Annotated in this window: 19 protein-coding genes; 17 read left to right on the top strand and 2 right to left on the bottom strand. The window is 40.5% G+C overall.

Going from position 1 to position 17,450, the window contains the following annotated elements; genetic code table 11:
- The first annotated feature begins 490 nt into the window (after positions 1-490).
- The 11 genes from ACFSMW_RS05890 (at position 491) to ACFSMW_RS05840 (ending at position 9,317) form a co-directional block, all read left to right on the top strand.
- The gene (locus tag ACFSMW_RS05890; RefSeq protein WP_390353827.1) at positions 491-1,006 is read left to right on the top strand and encodes a YqeG family HAD IIIA-type phosphatase; all 516 of its coding nucleotides are present in this window, start codon (positions 491-493) and stop codon (positions 1,004-1,006) included.
- Between the two features lie 2 nt (positions 1,007-1,008).
- The gene (yqeH, locus tag ACFSMW_RS05885; protein ID WP_390353825.1) at positions 1,009-2,106 is read left to right on the top strand and encodes a ribosome biogenesis GTPase YqeH; all 1,098 of its coding nucleotides are present in this window, start codon (positions 1,009-1,011) and stop codon (positions 2,104-2,106) included.
- A 19-nt stretch (positions 2,107-2,125) separates the two neighbouring features.
- On the top strand, positions 2,126-2,968 hold the full coding sequence (gene aroE, locus ACFSMW_RS05880) for a shikimate dehydrogenase (RefSeq protein ID WP_390353824.1): 843 nt from the start codon (positions 2,126-2,128) through the stop codon (positions 2,966-2,968).
- A 1-nt stretch (position 2,969) separates the two neighbouring features.
- Positions 2,970-3,260 carry a ribosome assembly RNA-binding protein YhbY gene (gene yhbY, locus ACFSMW_RS05875; protein ID WP_390353822.1) on the top strand — a complete coding sequence of 97 codons (291 nt, stop codon included), beginning with the start codon at positions 2,970-2,972 and terminating at the stop codon, positions 3,258-3,260.
- A 28-nt stretch (positions 3,261-3,288) separates the two neighbouring features.
- Positions 3,289-3,861: a nicotinate-nucleotide adenylyltransferase gene (locus tag ACFSMW_RS05870; RefSeq protein ID WP_390353821.1), complete on the top strand. Its 573-nt coding sequence runs from the start codon at positions 3,289-3,291 to the stop codon at positions 3,859-3,861.
- Positions 3,842-4,417, top strand: coding sequence for a bis(5'-nucleosyl)-tetraphosphatase (symmetrical) YqeK (yqeK, locus tag ACFSMW_RS05865; protein WP_390353819.1), 576 nt, complete (start codon positions 3,842-3,844; stop codon positions 4,415-4,417). The genes ACFSMW_RS05870 and yqeK overlap by 20 nt, the downstream gene beginning before the upstream one ends.
- Positions 4,418-4,420: 3 nt before the next feature.
- Entirely contained in the window at positions 4,421-4,768 is a 348-nt protein-coding gene (gene rsfS / locus ACFSMW_RS05860; protein ID WP_390353817.1) for a ribosome silencing factor, read from the top strand.
- A gap of 11 nt (positions 4,769-4,779) precedes the next feature.
- On the top strand, positions 4,780-5,532 hold the full coding sequence (locus ACFSMW_RS05855; RefSeq protein WP_390353816.1) for a class I SAM-dependent DNA methyltransferase: 753 nt from the start codon (positions 4,780-4,782) through the stop codon (positions 5,530-5,532).
- A gap of 133 nt (positions 5,533-5,665) precedes the next feature.
- Positions 5,666-6,280 (top strand): helix-hairpin-helix domain-containing protein, encoded by a 615-nt coding sequence (locus tag ACFSMW_RS05850; RefSeq protein WP_390353814.1) that lies wholly within the window; start codon positions 5,666-5,668, stop codon positions 6,278-6,280.
- A 161-nt stretch (positions 6,281-6,441) separates the two neighbouring features.
- Positions 6,442-7,023, top strand: coding sequence for a ComE operon protein 2 (locus ACFSMW_RS05845; protein WP_390353812.1), 582 nt, complete (start codon positions 6,442-6,444; stop codon positions 7,021-7,023).
- Positions 7,020-9,317, top strand: coding sequence for a DNA internalization-related competence protein ComEC/Rec2 (locus tag ACFSMW_RS05840; RefSeq protein WP_390353811.1), 2,298 nt, complete (start codon positions 7,020-7,022; stop codon positions 9,315-9,317). Before ACFSMW_RS05845 ends, ACFSMW_RS05840 begins: the two co-directional genes overlap by 4 nt.
- Positions 9,318-9,426: 109 nt before the next feature.
- Here ACFSMW_RS05840 and ACFSMW_RS05835 read toward each other — a convergent pair whose 3' ends face one another.
- Positions 9,427-9,558, bottom strand: coding sequence for a YqzM family protein (locus tag ACFSMW_RS05835; RefSeq protein WP_390353809.1), 132 nt, complete (start codon positions 9,556-9,558; stop codon positions 9,427-9,429).
- A gap of 324 nt (positions 9,559-9,882) precedes the next feature.
- Between ACFSMW_RS05835 and holA the strand changes: the two genes are divergently transcribed.
- Positions 9,883-10,899 (top strand): DNA polymerase III subunit delta, encoded by a 1,017-nt coding sequence (holA, locus tag ACFSMW_RS05830; protein ID WP_390353808.1) that lies wholly within the window; start codon positions 9,883-9,885, stop codon positions 10,897-10,899.
- Between the two features lie 76 nt (positions 10,900-10,975).
- Here the strand turns inward: holA and rpsT are convergent, their stop codons facing one another.
- The gene (rpsT, locus tag ACFSMW_RS05825; protein WP_390353806.1) at positions 10,976-11,242 is read right to left on the bottom strand and encodes a 30S ribosomal protein S20; all 267 of its coding nucleotides are present in this window, start codon (positions 11,240-11,242) and stop codon (positions 10,976-10,978) included.
- Positions 11,243-11,427: 185 nt separating this feature from the next.
- Here rpsT and gpr point away from each other — a divergent pair, with 185 nt between their 5' ends.
- The 5 genes from gpr to hemW all read left to right on the top strand — a co-directional run bounded on the left by gpr (position 11,428) and on the right by hemW (position 17,382).
- A complete protein-coding gene (gene gpr / locus ACFSMW_RS05820) occupies positions 11,428-12,525 on the top strand; it encodes a GPR endopeptidase (RefSeq protein ID WP_390353804.1) in 1,098 nt (365 codons plus the stop codon).
- 129 nt (positions 12,526-12,654) lie between these two features.
- Positions 12,655-13,821, top strand: coding sequence for a stage II sporulation protein P (gene spoIIP, locus ACFSMW_RS05815; protein WP_390353802.1), 1,167 nt, complete (start codon positions 12,655-12,657; stop codon positions 13,819-13,821).
- 17 nt (positions 13,822-13,838) lie between these two features.
- Positions 13,839-14,165, top strand: a complete 327-nt coding sequence (locus ACFSMW_RS05810) for a hypothetical protein (RefSeq protein WP_390353801.1) — start codon at positions 13,839-13,841, stop codon at positions 14,163-14,165.
- Between the two features lie 168 nt (positions 14,166-14,333).
- Complete coding sequence (lepA, locus tag ACFSMW_RS05805; protein WP_390353799.1) at positions 14,334-16,142, top strand: translation elongation factor 4; 1,809 nt, start codon at positions 14,334-14,336, stop codon at positions 16,140-16,142.
- A gap of 82 nt (positions 16,143-16,224) precedes the next feature.
- Complete coding sequence (gene hemW, locus ACFSMW_RS05800; RefSeq protein ID WP_390353797.1) at positions 16,225-17,382, top strand: radical SAM family heme chaperone HemW; 1,158 nt, start codon at positions 16,225-16,227, stop codon at positions 17,380-17,382.
- Positions 17,383-17,450: the final 68 nt, after the last annotated feature.

Raw genomic sequence — 17,450 nt, 5'->3', positions numbered from 1 at the left:
AAAATAGTACAAGAAATATGATGTTTCTGCCTGTATACTTAAAACAGCGGTATTCAATAACATTTTCAATGTTTGCTTCATTTAAGTCTTTAAAACTACTAATAATTTAACACGATTCAGTAGGGTAAACAAGGCGAGTTTGTCTACAATAGGATGTTGATAACTTGTGAACACAACAGTGAAAAGTAAAGTAAATATTGGTATTTCAAGGTGAATAATGTTGATAAAGTTATCCACAATTCGAAATTTGCAGTAATTTGTCGAACGATTCTTCAAGAAAACCGCTGTTTATACATAATGTTACAAGAGATATCCTTTGAAAAACTGGAATTTTTAGCAAACATGAAAATATTAATCGCCAATGCAATTGTTGACCGTTCGAAAGACCAATATTGTGCAGGACAATGAAAGTTTCACTTTATCTTCTCGAAGATTTATAATAGGATTAGTATGTACTTTTATACGAACTAATAGACGGGATGTAGATTAATTGTTAAATTTATTTTTGCCGAACCAACATGTGAAATCCATTTTCGAGATCCAGCCTGAGGATTTGAAAAGAAACGGGATCAAAGGTATCATTACTGATTTGGATAATACACTTGTTGCCTGGAATCAAAAAGAGGCAACGGTAGAAGTGACTGAATGGTTTGAACGAATGAAAGCACACGATATAAAAATAACAATTGTTTCCAATAATAATCAAGAAAGGGTACAATTCTTCTGTGAGCCACTGTCTGCTCCTTTCTTGTACAGTGCTAGAAAACCTTTGAAAAGAGCTTTTAAAACTGCCGCTAAACAAATGAAGCTTGAAAAAAAACAGGTGGTTGTCATTGGCGATCAGCTAATGACCGATATTCTTGGTGGAAATATGGCAGGGCTCTATACCATACTAGTCGTCCCCATCGTACAAACTGACGGGAAAATCACAAAGTTAAATCGTAAAATAGAGCGTTATATTTTAGGAAAACTCCGTAAGAAAGGTAAGATCACATGGGAGGAATAAACATGGATGAATTGTATTGCCAAGGGTGTGGTGCCAAAATACAAACCTCGGATTCGGGGAAAGCGGGGTACACCCCAGAGTCTTCTTTGCAAAATGAAGATTTACTTTGTAAACGCTGCTTCCGTCTGAAGCATTATAATGAAATTCAAGATGTGGAAATGGATGAATCGGATTTCTTGGATATGGTCATGAGCATCCAGGATAAAGAGGGCCTGGTTGTTCATATCATTGATATATTTGATGTAGCTGGAAGCTTAATTCATGGCTTATCAAGGATCGTAGGAGACCATCCAGTCATTTTGGCAGCAAATAAGGTTGATTTGCTGCCAAAATCGACAAATAAACAAAAACTGAAGAATTGGTTAAGAAGCACGGTTAACGAGTATGGCATTAAAGTGAAGGATGTTTTTCTCATTTCATCTACTAAAGGTACTGGAATAGAAGAACTGGCTCAGACATTGGCATCTTATCGCAAGAATAAAGATGTTTATGTTGTCGGTACAACGAATGTCGGGAAATCGACGTTCATCAACCGCTTGATAAAAGAATCCACAGGCATCGGGGATGTGATTACAACCTCTTATTTTCCTGGTACCACATTGGGTTTTATCCGCATCGCACTTGATCAACACTCTGCGATGATTGATACTCCTGGTATTGTTAATAAGCGGCAAATGGCCCATTATGTTTCTGAGAAGGATTTGAAGAAGATACATCCTAAAAAGGAAATAAAACAGCGAGTGTACCAGTTGAATAGCGGGCAAACGTTGTTTATCGGCGGCTTGGCCAGACTTGATTTTGTAAAAGGCGACAAGCAGTCGTTCATTTGCTATTTCTCCAATGATCTCCCGATTCATCGGACAAAATTGGAAAAGGCGGACGAACTGTATGCAAATCATCGCGGGGAGTTGTTGCTTCCGCCTGACGAACAAACTATGAAGACGTTGCCTAAATTGGTAAAGCATGCTTTTCGAATTGGTGACGAAAAGACTGATATCGTTTTTCCGGGGCTGGGCTGGATAAGCGTTCTGGGAAATGTGACTGTGGAAGCCCACAGTCCGGAAGGTGTGGGGGCTTCAATCAGAAGTTCTTTGATTTAATGAGGGGAGAGTTAGGAGAATGGTGCAGCATTTTGGTGTGATTGGTTTTCCCGTTGGACATTCATTATCGCCCTGGATTCATCAGCAATTTTTCCAAAAATCCGGGATTCAAGGAACGTATCGGAAAATCGCAATTGCTCCGGACCGTTTTGCTCAGGAGATTACCCAATTGTTATCAGGAGATATGCATGGCTTCAACGTCACGGTTCCATATAAAGAGGCTATCATTCCTTTTTTGGATGAATTAGCTGACAATGCCGCTTCTATTGGGGCGGTCAATACAGTTACCAAAAAAGATGGGAAATGGGTGGGCTTCAATACTGACGGCATTGGTTTTCTCAGATCTATTGGTACAAGATTTCCTGACTTTTTGGATGAGCTTGACAAAAAAATCTTGATTTTGGGTGCAGGGGGAGCAGCAAGAGGTATTTATGCCGCCATGCTGCAAACAGGCATGCCTGTCATAGATATTGCGAACAGAACGAGGGCAAGTGCAGAAAAATTGTCTCAATTAAATTCTGGTAATACTAGTAGTGCAGTGCTTTCCTTAGAAGATGCAGAAGCATCAATAAATAAATATGATCTGATCATTCAAACTACCTCGGTCGGTATGGAACCAGATGACGAGGGCCAACTTGTCAAATTAGGGAAACTTCGTACGAATACCATTGTCAGTGACATTGTTTATAAGCCAATCATGACCAAACTGTTAAAGCAAGCTGAACAGAGAGGAGCCAGGATCCATCAAGGGCATCTCATGCTCTTGCATCAGGCGAGGTACGCATTTGAAATATGGACGGAGTGTAAAGTGGATGTTCAGTCGATGGATATCGAATTAAAAGCTGTCTTGGAAGGAAGATAATATGTTGAATGGAAAACAAAAACGTTTTTTAAGAGCAAAAGCAAATCATATAAAACCCATTTTCCAGGTAGGGAAATCAGGGGTGAGCGATAATATGCTCAAACAAATTGGTGAAGCACTTGAAAAACGTGAACTGATCAAAGTGCATATTTTGCAGAACAATATGGAAGAAAAAACCGAGGTTGCAAATCAGCTGGAGGCTGGGACAGAAGCTGAAATTGTACAGATTATCGGGAATCAGATTGTTCTATACAGGGAATCGGAAGAAAATAAACAAATTAAACTGCCATGAGGCACAAACCAATAGGGGACATGACAGCATGAAAATTGGAATATTGGGAGGAACTTTTGATCCGCCCCATATGGGACACTTAATTATAGCGGAACAAGTCAGATCACAGCTGATGCTTGATGAAGTGTGGTTCATCCCTTCTAATCAACCGCCACACAAACGGGAAGCTCGGGCGAGTGTCGATGAGCGTCTGCAAATGGTGAAACTGGCGATAAGGAATAATCCGGCATTTCATATGAATACGATAGAAGTGAAAAGATTAGGTAAATCCTATACTATTGAAACGATTCAAACGTTGACAAAAGAATTTACCAATGAACATTTTCACTTTATTATTGGTGCTGATATGGTACAGTATCTGCCAAATTGGCATCGAATCGATGAATTGATTGGACTAATTGACTTTGTGGGTGTGAAAAGGAAGGGATACACGCTTCAGACTCCCTATCCGGTGATGGACGTAGAAGTCCCGACGATTGAAATTTCATCCACCGTTATCCGTGAGCGCCTCAAGAAGAGGGAGTCTGTGAAATATCTTGTTCCTGATGCTGTACATGATTTTATAAAGGAGCATGATATATATGGATCTCAAAGAAGCTAAAGCAGCTGTTAAGCCTTATTTAACAACGAAACGCTATGAACACACCCTTCGTGTAGCTGATACCGCCGCTGAATTAAGCGATCGTTTTCACGCTTCAAAGAATAAAGCACAATTTGCGGCGGTTTTTCATGATTATGCGAAATACCGCTCAGTAAATGAGATGAAGCGCTGGATTTTACAGAGTCCTGAATTGCCCAAAGATTTATTGTATTACCATCCGGAATTATGGCATGGGCCTGTTGGTTCCATTTTGGTAGAGCGGGAGCACGGTATAAAGGATCGGGAAATTCAGAGTGCTGTCCGTTATCATACAACTGGCAAAGCACATATGTCCGATTTAGAACTTATCGTTTTTGTCGCTGATTATATCGAACCGGGCAGAGATTTCCCCGGGCTGGATAAGATACGGGAGATGGCAGAACACGATTTGGTCAAAACTGCATGGATGGTTTCAAGCAACACGATTGCATACTTGTTGAAAAAAGGGAATCCGATTTACCCCGACACATTTTATGCATATAATGACTTAACGAAAAGAATTAATGGAGGGAATTAATGAATGAATGTAAAAGAGATGCTAAGTCTCGCAGCACAAGCGTGTGACGACAAAAGAGCAGAAGAGATCATTGCATTGGATATGGAGCATATTTCTCTGATTGCGGACTATTTCCTGATCTGTCATGGAAGCAATGAGCGGCAAGTTCAAGCGATTGCAAGAGCAGTCAAAGAAAAAATGGAAGAAAATGATATCTCAATCAAACGCATGGAAGGGTTTGAACAGGCTCGCTGGATTCTTGTGGATATTGGAGACATTGTCTGTCACATTTTCCATCGTGATGAACGTTCATATTACAATTTGGAACGCCTATGGGGAGACGCACCTCGTTTGGCACTGGAAATGAAATAGAGGGATTGTATATGTCATATCAAGAGCTTGCTCTTTATTATGACCGGTTCATGGCTGACGCCCCTTATGATGAATGGGTGACTTTCATGAAAGAGGTCTTTTCAAAATATCAACTGTCTGGAAAGCGGGTTGCAGACTTGGGATGTGGGACAGGGGAAATCGCCTGGCGCATTGCCGCTGAAAATTACCAGGTCATAGCTATTGACAACTCTGAAAATATGCTGTCGATTGCAGCACAGAAAGCAGACAAACAGAAAGTGCCGATCGAATTCCTCCACCAGGATTTACGGGAGCTTCAGGGGTTGTCTGAATTGGACGCCGCTGTCAGTTTTTGTGATGTCATCAATTACATCGTGGAGCCAGAGGATTTACGAAAAGTTTTTCAAGCCACTTCTGAAAGCCTGAGAATAGGAGGACTGTTCGTATTCGATGTTCATTCCATCTCTCATGTGGAAGCTGATCTGATAGATCATACTTTTGCCTTGGAAGAAGCGGATTGTTCTTATATTTGGTTTTGTACTGCTGGGGACATGCCTGGTGAAATGTATCATGACCTTACTTTTTTTGTCAGGGAAAAGTCTAGTGAGCTTTATCGGCGTTTTGAAGAAACACATCACCAGAGAACTTACGATGTGGCATTTTATAAATCATTGCTGCTTGAAAGTGGTTTTGCAGTGAAGAGTGTATGCGGAGACTTTGGATTAAATAATCCTGTTTCTGATGAAACAGAGCGGATTTTTTTTATCGCTGAAAAAGTTTTCTAATGGAGATCGGAAATTTCCGATCTTTTTTGTTTGCAAGCAGGATTTTACACCATGATGTCGAATTATATAATATAGTGAGCTGCCATCTTCACAAGGAATCCCGAATCACTGCCTGAAAAGGAAGGGGTGCCCCGTGAACAGCCTGCCTAAAAAATTCCTCATTATTATACCATCCGGTCTGTTGGTTGCAGTATTTTTGCTCTTATCCCAAATGAAAAGTGATGAAGAAGACATAACGGAGACGCCATTTACAGATATTCAAGCTGACCAGCCTGAATCATCATCCTCCTCTCTGAACGAAAAGGAACAGCTTCATCAAATGATCATGGTGGACATCAAAGGGAGCGTTGTGAAACCGGGAGTTTATGAGATAGCCCAGGACGCGAGAGTGAACGATGCTATCCAGCTTGCCGGGGGCTTCACGAAGGACGCCGATGAGTCACAGATCAACCTCGCCCAAAAAGTCCAAGATGAAATGGTAATCGCCGTGCCACTGAAGAATGAAGATAATAATCAAACAACTGTCCAAGCAGCTATGAATGAGACAAGCGAAGAAAAAATACACATTAATCAAGCTACACAGGAAGAATTGGAATCGTTAAGCGGCATTGGTCCTTCGAAAGCGAATGCGATTTTACAGTACCGTGAAGAAAATGGCATGTTTCAGTCAGTGGAAGAATTGTTGGAAATTCCAGGCATCGGAGAGAAAACACTTGAAAATATACGCGAATCTATTCAAGTACCCTAAAAGAAGCTGGTAGCTCATGGTATGTTCAAGTGTTCTCTTCACCATCGACAATTACTCGCTGTCTTTTAAGGATAATTCAATAACTGGGATATTGACGGCTATTTGCAATTGATTGTAAACTGGTCATATGGTATGCAAAAGTTGACAAGAGGTGACAAAATTTGGAAAGAATATCATGGGATCAATATTTTATGGCACAAAGTCACCTGCTGGCTTTGCGAAGTACTTGTACACGTTTGATGGTTGGGGCGACCATCGTCAGGGAAAAGCGAATTATCGCAGGAGGCTATAATGGGAGTGTGTCAGGCAGTGTTCATTGTATTGATGAAGGCTGTTATGTAATTGACGGTCATTGCGTCAGAACTGTCCATGCTGAAGCAAATGCTCTGTTGCAGTGCGCCAAATTTGGTGTCCCTACGAAAAATGCAGATATTTATGTAACACATTTCCCTTGTCTGCAGTGTTGTAAGCAAATTATTCAGGCAGGTATCAAAAATGTTTATTATGCAGATGACTATCATAATAATGAATATGCGATTCAGTTATATAAAGAAGCTGGCGTTCATACAAAAAAAGTCAGTCTCGACTACCTGGCTGTCGACACACACTATAAGGAAAAGCATGAGTTTGTGAAAGGATTGCTGGATAAACTCAGAAATTCCGTCAGTCAGGATGAATATGATAAGCTGCGGACCGAAGAGGAAATATTGTTTGGCAATATCCCGCAAGAAAGTACGAGATGAGAGGATACTGGCATCTTCCTGCCATTGCAGCCGCGGCCGCTTTCATAAGTCTCCGTATTGAAAAAAACACACTTTTTTTCATCATCGTAATCTGGATGTTTGCTTTACTGCTCTGGAAGCGGTTGGGCAAACAGCCAGTGGTAATAACTGTCCTCGCATTTTCATTTTTTTATGTATACTTGCCATCCCCACAACCCCCTGCTGACTTAGCCCCATCAACGATAAGTATGACAACAACCTCTTTAAACGGAAAAATTATTTCTCCCGTTGAAACTGATGAAAAGAAAATTTCCTTCCTTCTGCAAGAATGTAAAACCCATAAAAAAATTCAGACAATTTTGTTTTTAACAGAACAAACGAAAAAGGCATTTGAAAAAAAGATACAGTCGTTTAAACGTGGGGCAGATTGCGCCATAAAAGGTAAATTGGAGGTCCCGGATTCTGGCACTAATCCAGGTGAATTTGATTTTCAAAAGTATTCTCAAGATCAAGGTATCGATTTTCAAATGGTACTCTCAGAAGCGTCCGATATAACATGCAAAGGCTCATCCATTCTGCATGTGTTTGACGAGAAGCGTAAAGATTTGCTAAAAACGGCTGACGACAGTTATAGCGAAATGACTTCCGCCTGGCTTAAAGCACTTGTGCTTGGTGAGGATGCATCCATCCCTGAGAACATAATCCATATATTTAGGGAATGGAGTTTATCTCACTTGTTGGCCATTTCTGGACTTCACGTTGGTTTGATCACCGGACTGATTTATTTCCTATTGGTCAAAACTGGTTTTGCCACAGTAGAAACAGCAAAATGGAGCATTCTCCTTTTTTTACCGGTATACTGTATCGTTGCGGGTGCACAGCCCTCTGTTATTCGGGCTGGTTTAATGGGTATGCTGCTAATTTTATTTTCTGTTGCGAACAGAAAGATGACAATTTCAGATATTATTGCAATTGTATTTTTGATGATCATTTTCGTGGATAGGTACATCGTATCTCATGTGGGTTTCCAATTGTCTTTTCTAGTTACTTTCAGTTTGATTTTATCGCGGCAGTGGCTCGCAAAGACCCCAACCCTATTGTTTCAAATGCTTTTCATTAGTTTTATTTCACAGATGGTGATTCTGCCGATACAAATGCTGTATTTTTCTTCCTTTCAACCGTTATCTATTTTATTAAATGTGCTTGTCGTCCCGTATTTTTCATTTTTCGTCATTCCACTCATGTTCATGTTACTGTTGCTTTCCCCATTCAGTTCATTGTTTTTCTGGCTTGACATACTCTTTCAAAAAATCCATTCGTTTTTTCTTGATTTACTGAATTATATGAATGAGGTGGCATCGTATCCTTGGGTATATGGGGATTTCCCGGGCTCTGCACAATTAATTTATTATTTTCTGCTCATTTTACTGATGGTGAGTTTACAGAGAAACAAACTAAACCAGGCGTTCCTGCAAGGAATTTTAATGGTATGTTTGGTAATAGGAGTAATATCAGGGCCTTACTTTTCCCCATATGGAAAATTGACCATGCTCGATATCGGCCAAGGTGATGCTTTCATTTTAGAGTTGCCGCATCGAAAGGGTGTATTTTTTATTGATGCGGGGGCCAGATTTGATTTTAACACTGGCGAAGCCAACGAAAGTGTATATATGAGGATCATTAAACCGTATTTAGATAAAGAAGGCATTACTGTGATTGACGGCATATTCATTTCCCATGAGGATGTGGATCATATGGGGAGTGTCGATTTCATGGTTGAAAACATGCATGTAAAGAAAATTATTATCAGCCATTTTTATCAGTTGGGACAAAAACAAAGGGACCTATGGAACCGGCACGGTACCAGAATATATCATATTAGCCAAAGCAGGCGGCTTGAACTGGCCGGACAGGCATTTGCAGTCGTATCCCCCATAATTAAAACGGAGTCAGCCAATGAAAACTCCCTTGTCATATGGACAGAATTCGGTGGGAAATCCTGGTTGTTTACAGGTGACATTGGCAAAGATACAGAGAGAAAAATCATGGGAACCTATCCTGATTTGCAGGCAGACGTATTGAAGGTAGGGCATCATGGCAGCAAAAACTCGTCACATAGCCAATTTATCGAACAACTGAATCCGCAATTTGCACTCATTTCAGCTGGCAGGAAAAATCGTTACGGCCATCCACATGAGGAAGTGTTGGATGTTTTAAACGAGAACCAAGTAATCATATGGCGCACAGATCAAAACGGAGCGGTAATTTACAAATATAAGCGAAATACAGGAACATTTTTTCCTTATATGCCATAAAGTATCTTAGTTAAACATAATTGATGTTACCAGTGCAGAACACAATAAAATAAGAGACTGTTCCTCCAGTCTCTTTAGGTATGTACAATAAAAACAAATACAGTATTTCTTAATGCATGACACTAATGGTGACACCAATCGCAAAAATGATAACAAAGAAAAGAAAAGAGAATGTGAATCCCTTAATGGAATCAGCGACATCGAGATTTTTTGACTGTGGATCTTTTTCAAACTCATTCATTTTTATCCCTCCTATTTCATTAACAGTATAAACGAAAAGGCTAAAAAAATCCACCACAGCCTCAGATGGTGACAACCTAACTCAGTAAAAACCAAAGAAGCACCAAGATTAGAAAGAGTTGTCAGCTATAGTTTTGCATTGCCTGGTTAATATATAGGTACAAGCAAATATCGTTTGGCGCCCAGTTTCTAGGGCTGGGCGCTGAATGTTCACTATAGATTGGGGAGAAAAAAATGCTGTGACCAGCATTTTCTCCCTCCATTTGTCCTCTCCGCATATTACAGATATAATATATTTGCAAGAGAAAGGCGGGGAGTGTAAATAATGAATTATATGGAACTGGTGCAGCAATTGAAAAAAAAACAAGTTCCGCGTGTCTGTTTATTATATGGAACGGAACCCTATTTTATCCAAAAGCTGAAGGAAGGCTTTTATCAGAGCGTGGTTACGGATCCAGAAAATTTCATTACATATGATCTTCAGGAAGTGCCTGTGCAGGAAGTAATTGCTGATGCACAGACATATCCTTTTTTTGGCGGTGACAAACTAATTATTGCAAGCAATCCGGTATTTCTAAAAGCGAACCCGGACAAATTACCTTTTGAACATAAGCTGGATACACTTCAGGAATATATTTCCTCTCCTGCCGATTACTCGACACTGGTTTTTATTGGAGATTATGAAAAGATAGATCAACGTAAAAAAATAGCAAAGCTTCTGAAAAAGGCTGCGACGGTGGTCGAATGTAATCAGGTCAAACCGTATGAACTGGACAAATGGATCAAGACGATTGCCCAGCAAATGAAAATCATGATTGATTCATCAGCGATGCAGATCCTGGAAGAGGAATTGTCTACGAACCTCCAGCTCATGGAAAGTGAAATGAATAAATTAGCACTTTATGCAGGAGAAGAGGGGGTAATCACAAAGGAGATTGCAGAAAGACTTATCTCCCATTCAGTTGCGAGTACATCCCTAAGAATGGTTGATGCCGTGATGGATCACGACTTGTATAAGGCAATTGCTATTGTGAAGGATTTGGAAAAAACAAAAGAGGAACCAATTGCCATGATCGGCTTGCTCGCCTTCCAATTTCGCATGATTTTCAGGGTGAAACTGTTGAAAGAAAAAGGTTATGGACAAAGTCAAATTCAAAAAACGATCGGGGCTCACCCTTATGTCATCAAAATGGCTTGGAACAGGGAGAAGCAGTTTACACTGAACAAGCTGCATTTTATTATGGATAAATTGGCAAATGCTGACAGTGATATGAAGCAGGGGAAAATGGAGAAAAATATAGCGTTTGAATTACTGGTTCATGATTTGATCACCGCCTCGTAAGAAGATTTTTCGAAAAACATATTAAAAAAGACCCGGACGCGCTTGAAGTTCCACGTCGGGGTCTTTTTTAATCAGGTTATGCACCAAGGTTGTTAACCTTTTTAGAAAGACGAGATTTTTGTCTGTTCGCAGTATTTTTATGCATAATGCCTTTTTGTACAGCTTTATCGATTTTTTTAGTTGCAGTAAGCAAAGCTGCTTTTGCTTGTTCTGCGTCTTTTGCTTCTACCAGCTTATCGACATGTTTGATTTCAGAACGTACTTCAGATTTTGCAGATTGATTCAAGGCACGTTTTTTGTTGTTTATATCAACACGTTTTTTAGCAGATTTGATATTAGCCATTATTTCACCTCCCGAAGTACACATCGTTTACATCACAATATGGACAAATGATATTTTATCAAAGGTTTTTGCTGTTTTCAATATAAATAAATCATATAAGCAATGTTTTTGCATGAATTGAAGGTAAATGGCAAAGCCTAAACAAAAGAATTACCTCAAGAAAGTGAAGGGATGTGTATTAATTCATGCACAATCAGGAAATGCCACGCCAGGTCAGAACAGATTTGGCTGTCGAAGCCAAGGATATGTATGTTGAAAAAGAAAAACAGCAAGAACAAAAAATAAAAGGTGTGCTATCAAAAGAAAGAGTTAACAATGGCATTAAAATCACGGATGTTGTTATTGATGAAGCGGGAGGCGAATTGATCGGCAAAAAACCAGGTACATACGTGACAATATATGCAGACGGTGTCAAGCGTCAGGACACAAAAGCACAGGAAAACGCTGCAAAAGTCCTCGCGGAAGAATTGGAGGTGCTGTTGCAAAAAAGTGGAATCACCCACGATGCGGTCGGATTAATTGTCGGTTTGGGCAACTGGAATGTAACTCCGGATGCGCTGGGGCCAATGACAACTGAAAAGATTCTGGTTACAAGCCATTTATTCAAATTGGAGCATGAAACTGTTGCAGACGGATATCGGCCAGTAGGAGCTGTGTCGCCCGGCGTGATGGGGGTTACTGGAATAGAAACCAGCGATATCATCTTCGGTATTGTCGAACAATATAAGCCGGATTTTATTATTGCTGTAGATGCACTGGCTTCCAGATCAGTAGAACGTATTAACGAGACCATCCAGATATCTGATACCGGTATTCATCCTGGGTCCGGGGTCGGAAATAAACGCAAGGAATTGAGCAAAGCAACGCTGGGGATTCCAACTTTCGCTATAGGGGTTCCAACTGTGGTTGATGCTGTTACGATTGCAAGCGATACAATCGATTTTCTGCTTAAACATTTTGGCAGGGAGTGGAAAGAAAACAGTCGTCCCTCTAAGGCGTTGACACCAGGGAATTTCTCTTTTGGCAGCAAAAAATTCACACAAGATGATTTGCCAGATGAAGAACAACGGAAAACATTTCTTGGGTTGGTGGGGAACTTATCAAACGAAGAAAAGCGCGCCTTGATATCAGATGTGTTGACCCCAATAGGACAAAATATGATGGTTACACCAAAAGAAGTGGATGGATTCATGATAGACATGGCTCATTTAATAGCGTCGGGGATTAACGCCGCAATGCACGAGAAGGTAGATGTGGATAACTTTTCATTCTATACAAGATGAACACGACATGTTCTGGCACAGCCGGGACATGTTTTTTCATGCCAGCTGGGAAATCTAGCAAATCATGGTTCTATCTAACTTGTCACTTTCATAGATTTGAATATGGACGAAATTTAAAAGAGGTGGACCATGAAACGAAAAAAAATGAATATACAGATACGAATCCCAAAAGTGATGAAAAGAAGCGGTTTTTATTTTCTTTGCATGGTCGTTCTGTTCGTTTTGATCGGACTTCTGACTACTATATCGCCTGCTTACCGTTTTTCATCTCAAGCGATATCTGAATGGACCAAAAAAATAGAGAGCCCTACTTTTTTATATTTGCTCGGTATGGAAAATAAAGCATTCAAGCAGGCATATCCCGATGACCACCACATGCCGAAAGTAACTGCAACAGTATTGCATCTGGCGACGAGTATAAAACCCAATGATCCCAGAAGCCTGCTTGGGAATGAACTTCCAGGGTTCGCGATTTTTGATAACAACATTTTAATTGCTGGGGAAGGGACGGATTATACGAATCTGCCTATTGAATCGTCCCCGCCCCTTGAGGAGGTTTCGAAAGATCGCGATGCGATAGTGAATGAAAAAGAAAAGCAGGTGGAAAAAGAGGGAGAAAATGAGGAGAAAAATGCCCCTAGTACGGGAAATAAGAAAGTCGTTTATGTTTACAATACACATAATACGGAGTCTTTTTTGCCAAATTTGCCAGGCGTGACGAATCCGGACCAGGCTTACGATAATAAGGTGAACGTTACTAAAATCAGCAAACGTTTTTCACAAGGTTTAAAGGCTGAGGGAATCGGTACTGAAATAAGCGATGCGGATATTATGGGGATACTTAACAAAAAAGGCTGGCAATATGCTCAATCATACCAAGCTTCACGTGAAGTTGTACAAGATGCTTTTGCGAACAACAAAGATATCCAGTATGTATTCGATATCCATCGGGATACGGGCAGAAGGGAAAATACAACGAAAACAATAAACGGAAAAACGTATGGAAGAGTGATGATTGTCATAGGAGAAGAATACGCATCCTATGAGAAAAATCTCGCTTTTGCTACAAAATTTCATTACCTTTTGGAGAAGAAATATCCTGGTCTAAGCAGAGGGGTATTAACAAAAAAAGGGAAGGGCACAAATGGGGTCTTCAACCAGGATTTATCCAACAATTCCATTTTACTTGAGGTTGGAGGAATTGATAACAAACTAGAGGAAGTGTACCATACTGCAGATGCTTTAGCAGATGTATTCAGTGAGTACTATTGGGATGCTGAAAAAGTCAATAAATGACAAGGGGGCTGAACAGCGTGCGTTATTTTATCATACTGCTGCTATTCGTTGTTTTTTTTCTGGCTGGCGCCGTGTTTGGGATCGACCGCAACCACCCAGCTACTGATTCAAATCAAATGATAGATAATGATGTATTAATAAGTGAACAAAATAGTAATTCTGACCGAAATAAAGATAGACAAACTTACAAGGTGGAAACAGCAGACGCAGCAAGAGATATTGTGGACATGGAAGAATCACCTTCCATGATGCAAAAGACAGCATCGCTGCTGGGCTCCGGAGTACAGCACATTTTTGAAATGCTTGCTTCCATTTTGTATCAAATAGCAAAAGCATTTTTTTGAGATATAAGCACGGGTGCCTATTTCAATCAGCACTTGTGCTTTTCTTATTGAAAGTCTGTTGGCCAATTGCTATAATCAATGCTAGTTAACGGCTGTAAATCAAACTCAGGAATGAATGACGGCAAATGTGAATTTTGAAGCTGCGATATGTAGGAGTGGAAAACATAGATGACAAAAAAACAAACAAATGTGCGGAATTTCTCAATAATAGCACATATCGATCATGGTAAATCTACCCTGGCCGATCGAATACTGGAAAACACAAAAGCATTGACACACCGGGAAATGAAAGAACAATTCCTCGATGCGATGGATTTGGAAAGAGAACGTGGGATAACGATCAAATTGAATGCTGTCCAGCTCCACTACACAAGTAAAAACGGTGAAGAATACATATTTCACTTAATCGACACTCCCGGCCATGTCGATTTCACCTATGAAGTGTCAAGAAGCCTTGCAGCTTGTGAGGGTGCCATTCTTGTAGTAGATGCCGCGCAGGGAATAGAAGCGCAAACCTTGGCAAATGTTTATTTGGCACTTGATAATGAACTGGAAATCATCCCGGTGATCAATAAAATCGATTTGCCTAATGCTGATCCGGAAAAAGTAACAAAAGAATTGGAAGATGTCATCGGCATCGATCCGGATGATGTCATTTTGGCATCTGCGAAAGCAAATATAGGTATTGATGAAATATTGGAGAGGATCGTGGAAGCCGTCCCGCCACCAGCTGGTGATGAAGAAAACCCGTTACAGGCACTGATATTCGATTCTTTGTATGACCCCTACAGAGGGGTGATTGCCTATGTATGTATCAAGGAAGGAACTGTTAAAGTCGGGGACAAAATCAAAATGATGGCGACGGGCAAGGAATTCGAAGTCAATGAGGTCGGGGTCTTTAATCCTAAGCCAGATGCCAGGAAGATGCTTCATGTAGGAGATGTAGGGTACTTGACTGCCTCTATTAAAAACGTATCCGACACACATGTCGGCGATACGATAACTTCTGTCAGTAAGCCGGCTGCAGCACCGCTTCCTGGTTATCGAAAAATGAATCCAATGGTTTATTGCGGACTGTATCCGATAGAAGCCAAAAAATACAATGATTTGCGAGAAGCACTGGAAAGATTGGAATTGAATGATTCTTCGCTGCAATATGAGGCTGAAACCTCCCAGGCTTTAGGATTTGGTTTTCGCTGCGGTTTTTTGGGATTACTGCATATGGAAATCATTCAGGAACGTATTGAGCGAGAGTTCAATATTGATCTCATCACAACTGCACCAAGTGTGATTTATGAAGTTGAACAGACGAATGGAGACGCCATTCTTGTAGATAATCCATCTTTGATGCCGGATCCGCAGCAGATTCTGGAAATCAGAGAGCCATATGTGGAAGCAACAATCATGGTACCAAATGATTACGTAGGGGCAGTGATGGAGATATCTCAGAAAAAACGCGGTCAGTTTATCAATATGGATTATCTGGATGATATCCGTGTGAATGTCATTTATCATATCCCGTTATCCGAAATCGTGTATGATTTTTTTGATCAGTTGAAATCTCATACGAAGGGCTATGCTTCTTTTGATTATGAATTGATCGGCTACCGTCCGTCCAAGCTGGTGAAGATGGATATCCTGCTGAATGGAGAGACGATTGACGCCTTGTCCTTCATCGTTCACAGGGATTTTTCTTATGAGCGGGGTAAACAGATTGTCGATAAGCTGAAAGAACTAATACCGCGACAGCAGTTTGAAGTACCGGTACAGGCCGCGATCGGCAACAAGATTGTGGCAAGATCAACCATCAAGGCGATGCGTAAAAATGTTTTGGCCAAATGCTATGGTGGAGACATTTCCAGAAAACGCAAGCTGTTGGAAAAACAAAAAGAAGGTAAAAAACGTATGAAAATGGTTGGTTCGGTTGAAGTACCGCAAGAGGCTTTCATGGCCGTACTGCAAATGGATGATGAATAAGCAGACTTATTGGTTGCAACAGGGTTAGCTGTCGGCTATCGAGCAGGGGCTAACCTGTATTTCTTTTTAAGGGGATTTTATCATGATACCTTCAGTGTATATTCATATACCTTTTTGCCATCATATTTGTCACTACTGTGACTTCACAAAGTTCTTTTACAATGAAAGAATGGCTGATGACTATTTGGCAGCTTTGAAAAACGAAATCGCTACAGCTGTATCTGACTCCAAAAACCGTGTGAAAACAATATTCATCGGAGGGGGCACACCATCTGCACTGACCGTTGGGCAGCTGCGAAAACTGATGGAAACCATTCATTCTAAATTTGCGGTGGATACATGTGAAGAATTTTCAATGGAAGCAAATCCTGGTGATTTAACGGAAGAAAAAATAAAGTTGCTGCAGGGGTATGGAGTGAACAGGATCTCACTTGGGGTGCAGGTTTTGGACAATGCCATGCTGAAAGAATTGGGAAGGGCTCATCAAGTCAAAGATGTATATGCAACGGTAAACAATTTAAGCAAACATGGTTTTTCAAATATCAGCATCGATATGATTTACGCCTTGCCCAAACAAACGGTCAGCCATTTTTCGGATACGTTGCAAGAGGCGATATCCTTTCAGCTCCCGCATTACTCGGCATATGCCTTGCAGATCGAACCAAAAACAATTTTTTATAACCGTTTTCGAAAAGGTCAGCTTCACCGTCCGGAACAGGAAGAAGAAGTGGAAATGTATCGGGAACTCATAAAAAAAATGGCTGCTCATGGTATTTCCCAATACGAAATCAGCAATTTTGCAAAACCAGGTTTCGAAAGCAAACATAATCTCACTTACTGGAATAATGACTTTTACTATGGTTTTGGAGCTGGAGCATCCGGATATTTGCCCGGTGAGCGTACCATCAATATCAAACCGCTTCCGGCTTATATCAAACAGGCGAATTTGGACGGACGTCCTGTTTTAAAAGTCGATAAAATCGGGAAAAAAGAACAAGTGGAGGAAGAGATGTTCCTAGGATTACGCAAAACTGCAGGAATTGATATAAAGCTATTTGCGAACAAATTTGGTTTTTCGATGTTTGATTTATACAAGGAGGAAGTTGCATATCTTGAAAACAAGGGGTGGGTCAAGCTGGAAGACGATTTTCTCCGTTTGACCGAAGAAGGCAAGTTATTTGGGAATGATGTTTTCGAGCAATTTCTACTGGGAATGGAAGATTTGGAGCGTGTTTATTGACAAAAAAATGCTGATTTGATAATTTATTATTAGCATTAGCACTCGATGCAGTGGAGTGCTAACAGAGG

It is taken from the genome of Tigheibacillus halophilus (assembly GCF_042683165.1).
GTDB lineage: Bacteria > Bacillota > Bacilli > Bacillales > Amphibacillaceae > Tigheibacillus > Tigheibacillus halophilus.
The sequence above is the reverse complement of the archived record's forward strand: the minus strand, read 5'-3'. Positions and strand labels throughout refer to the sequence as shown.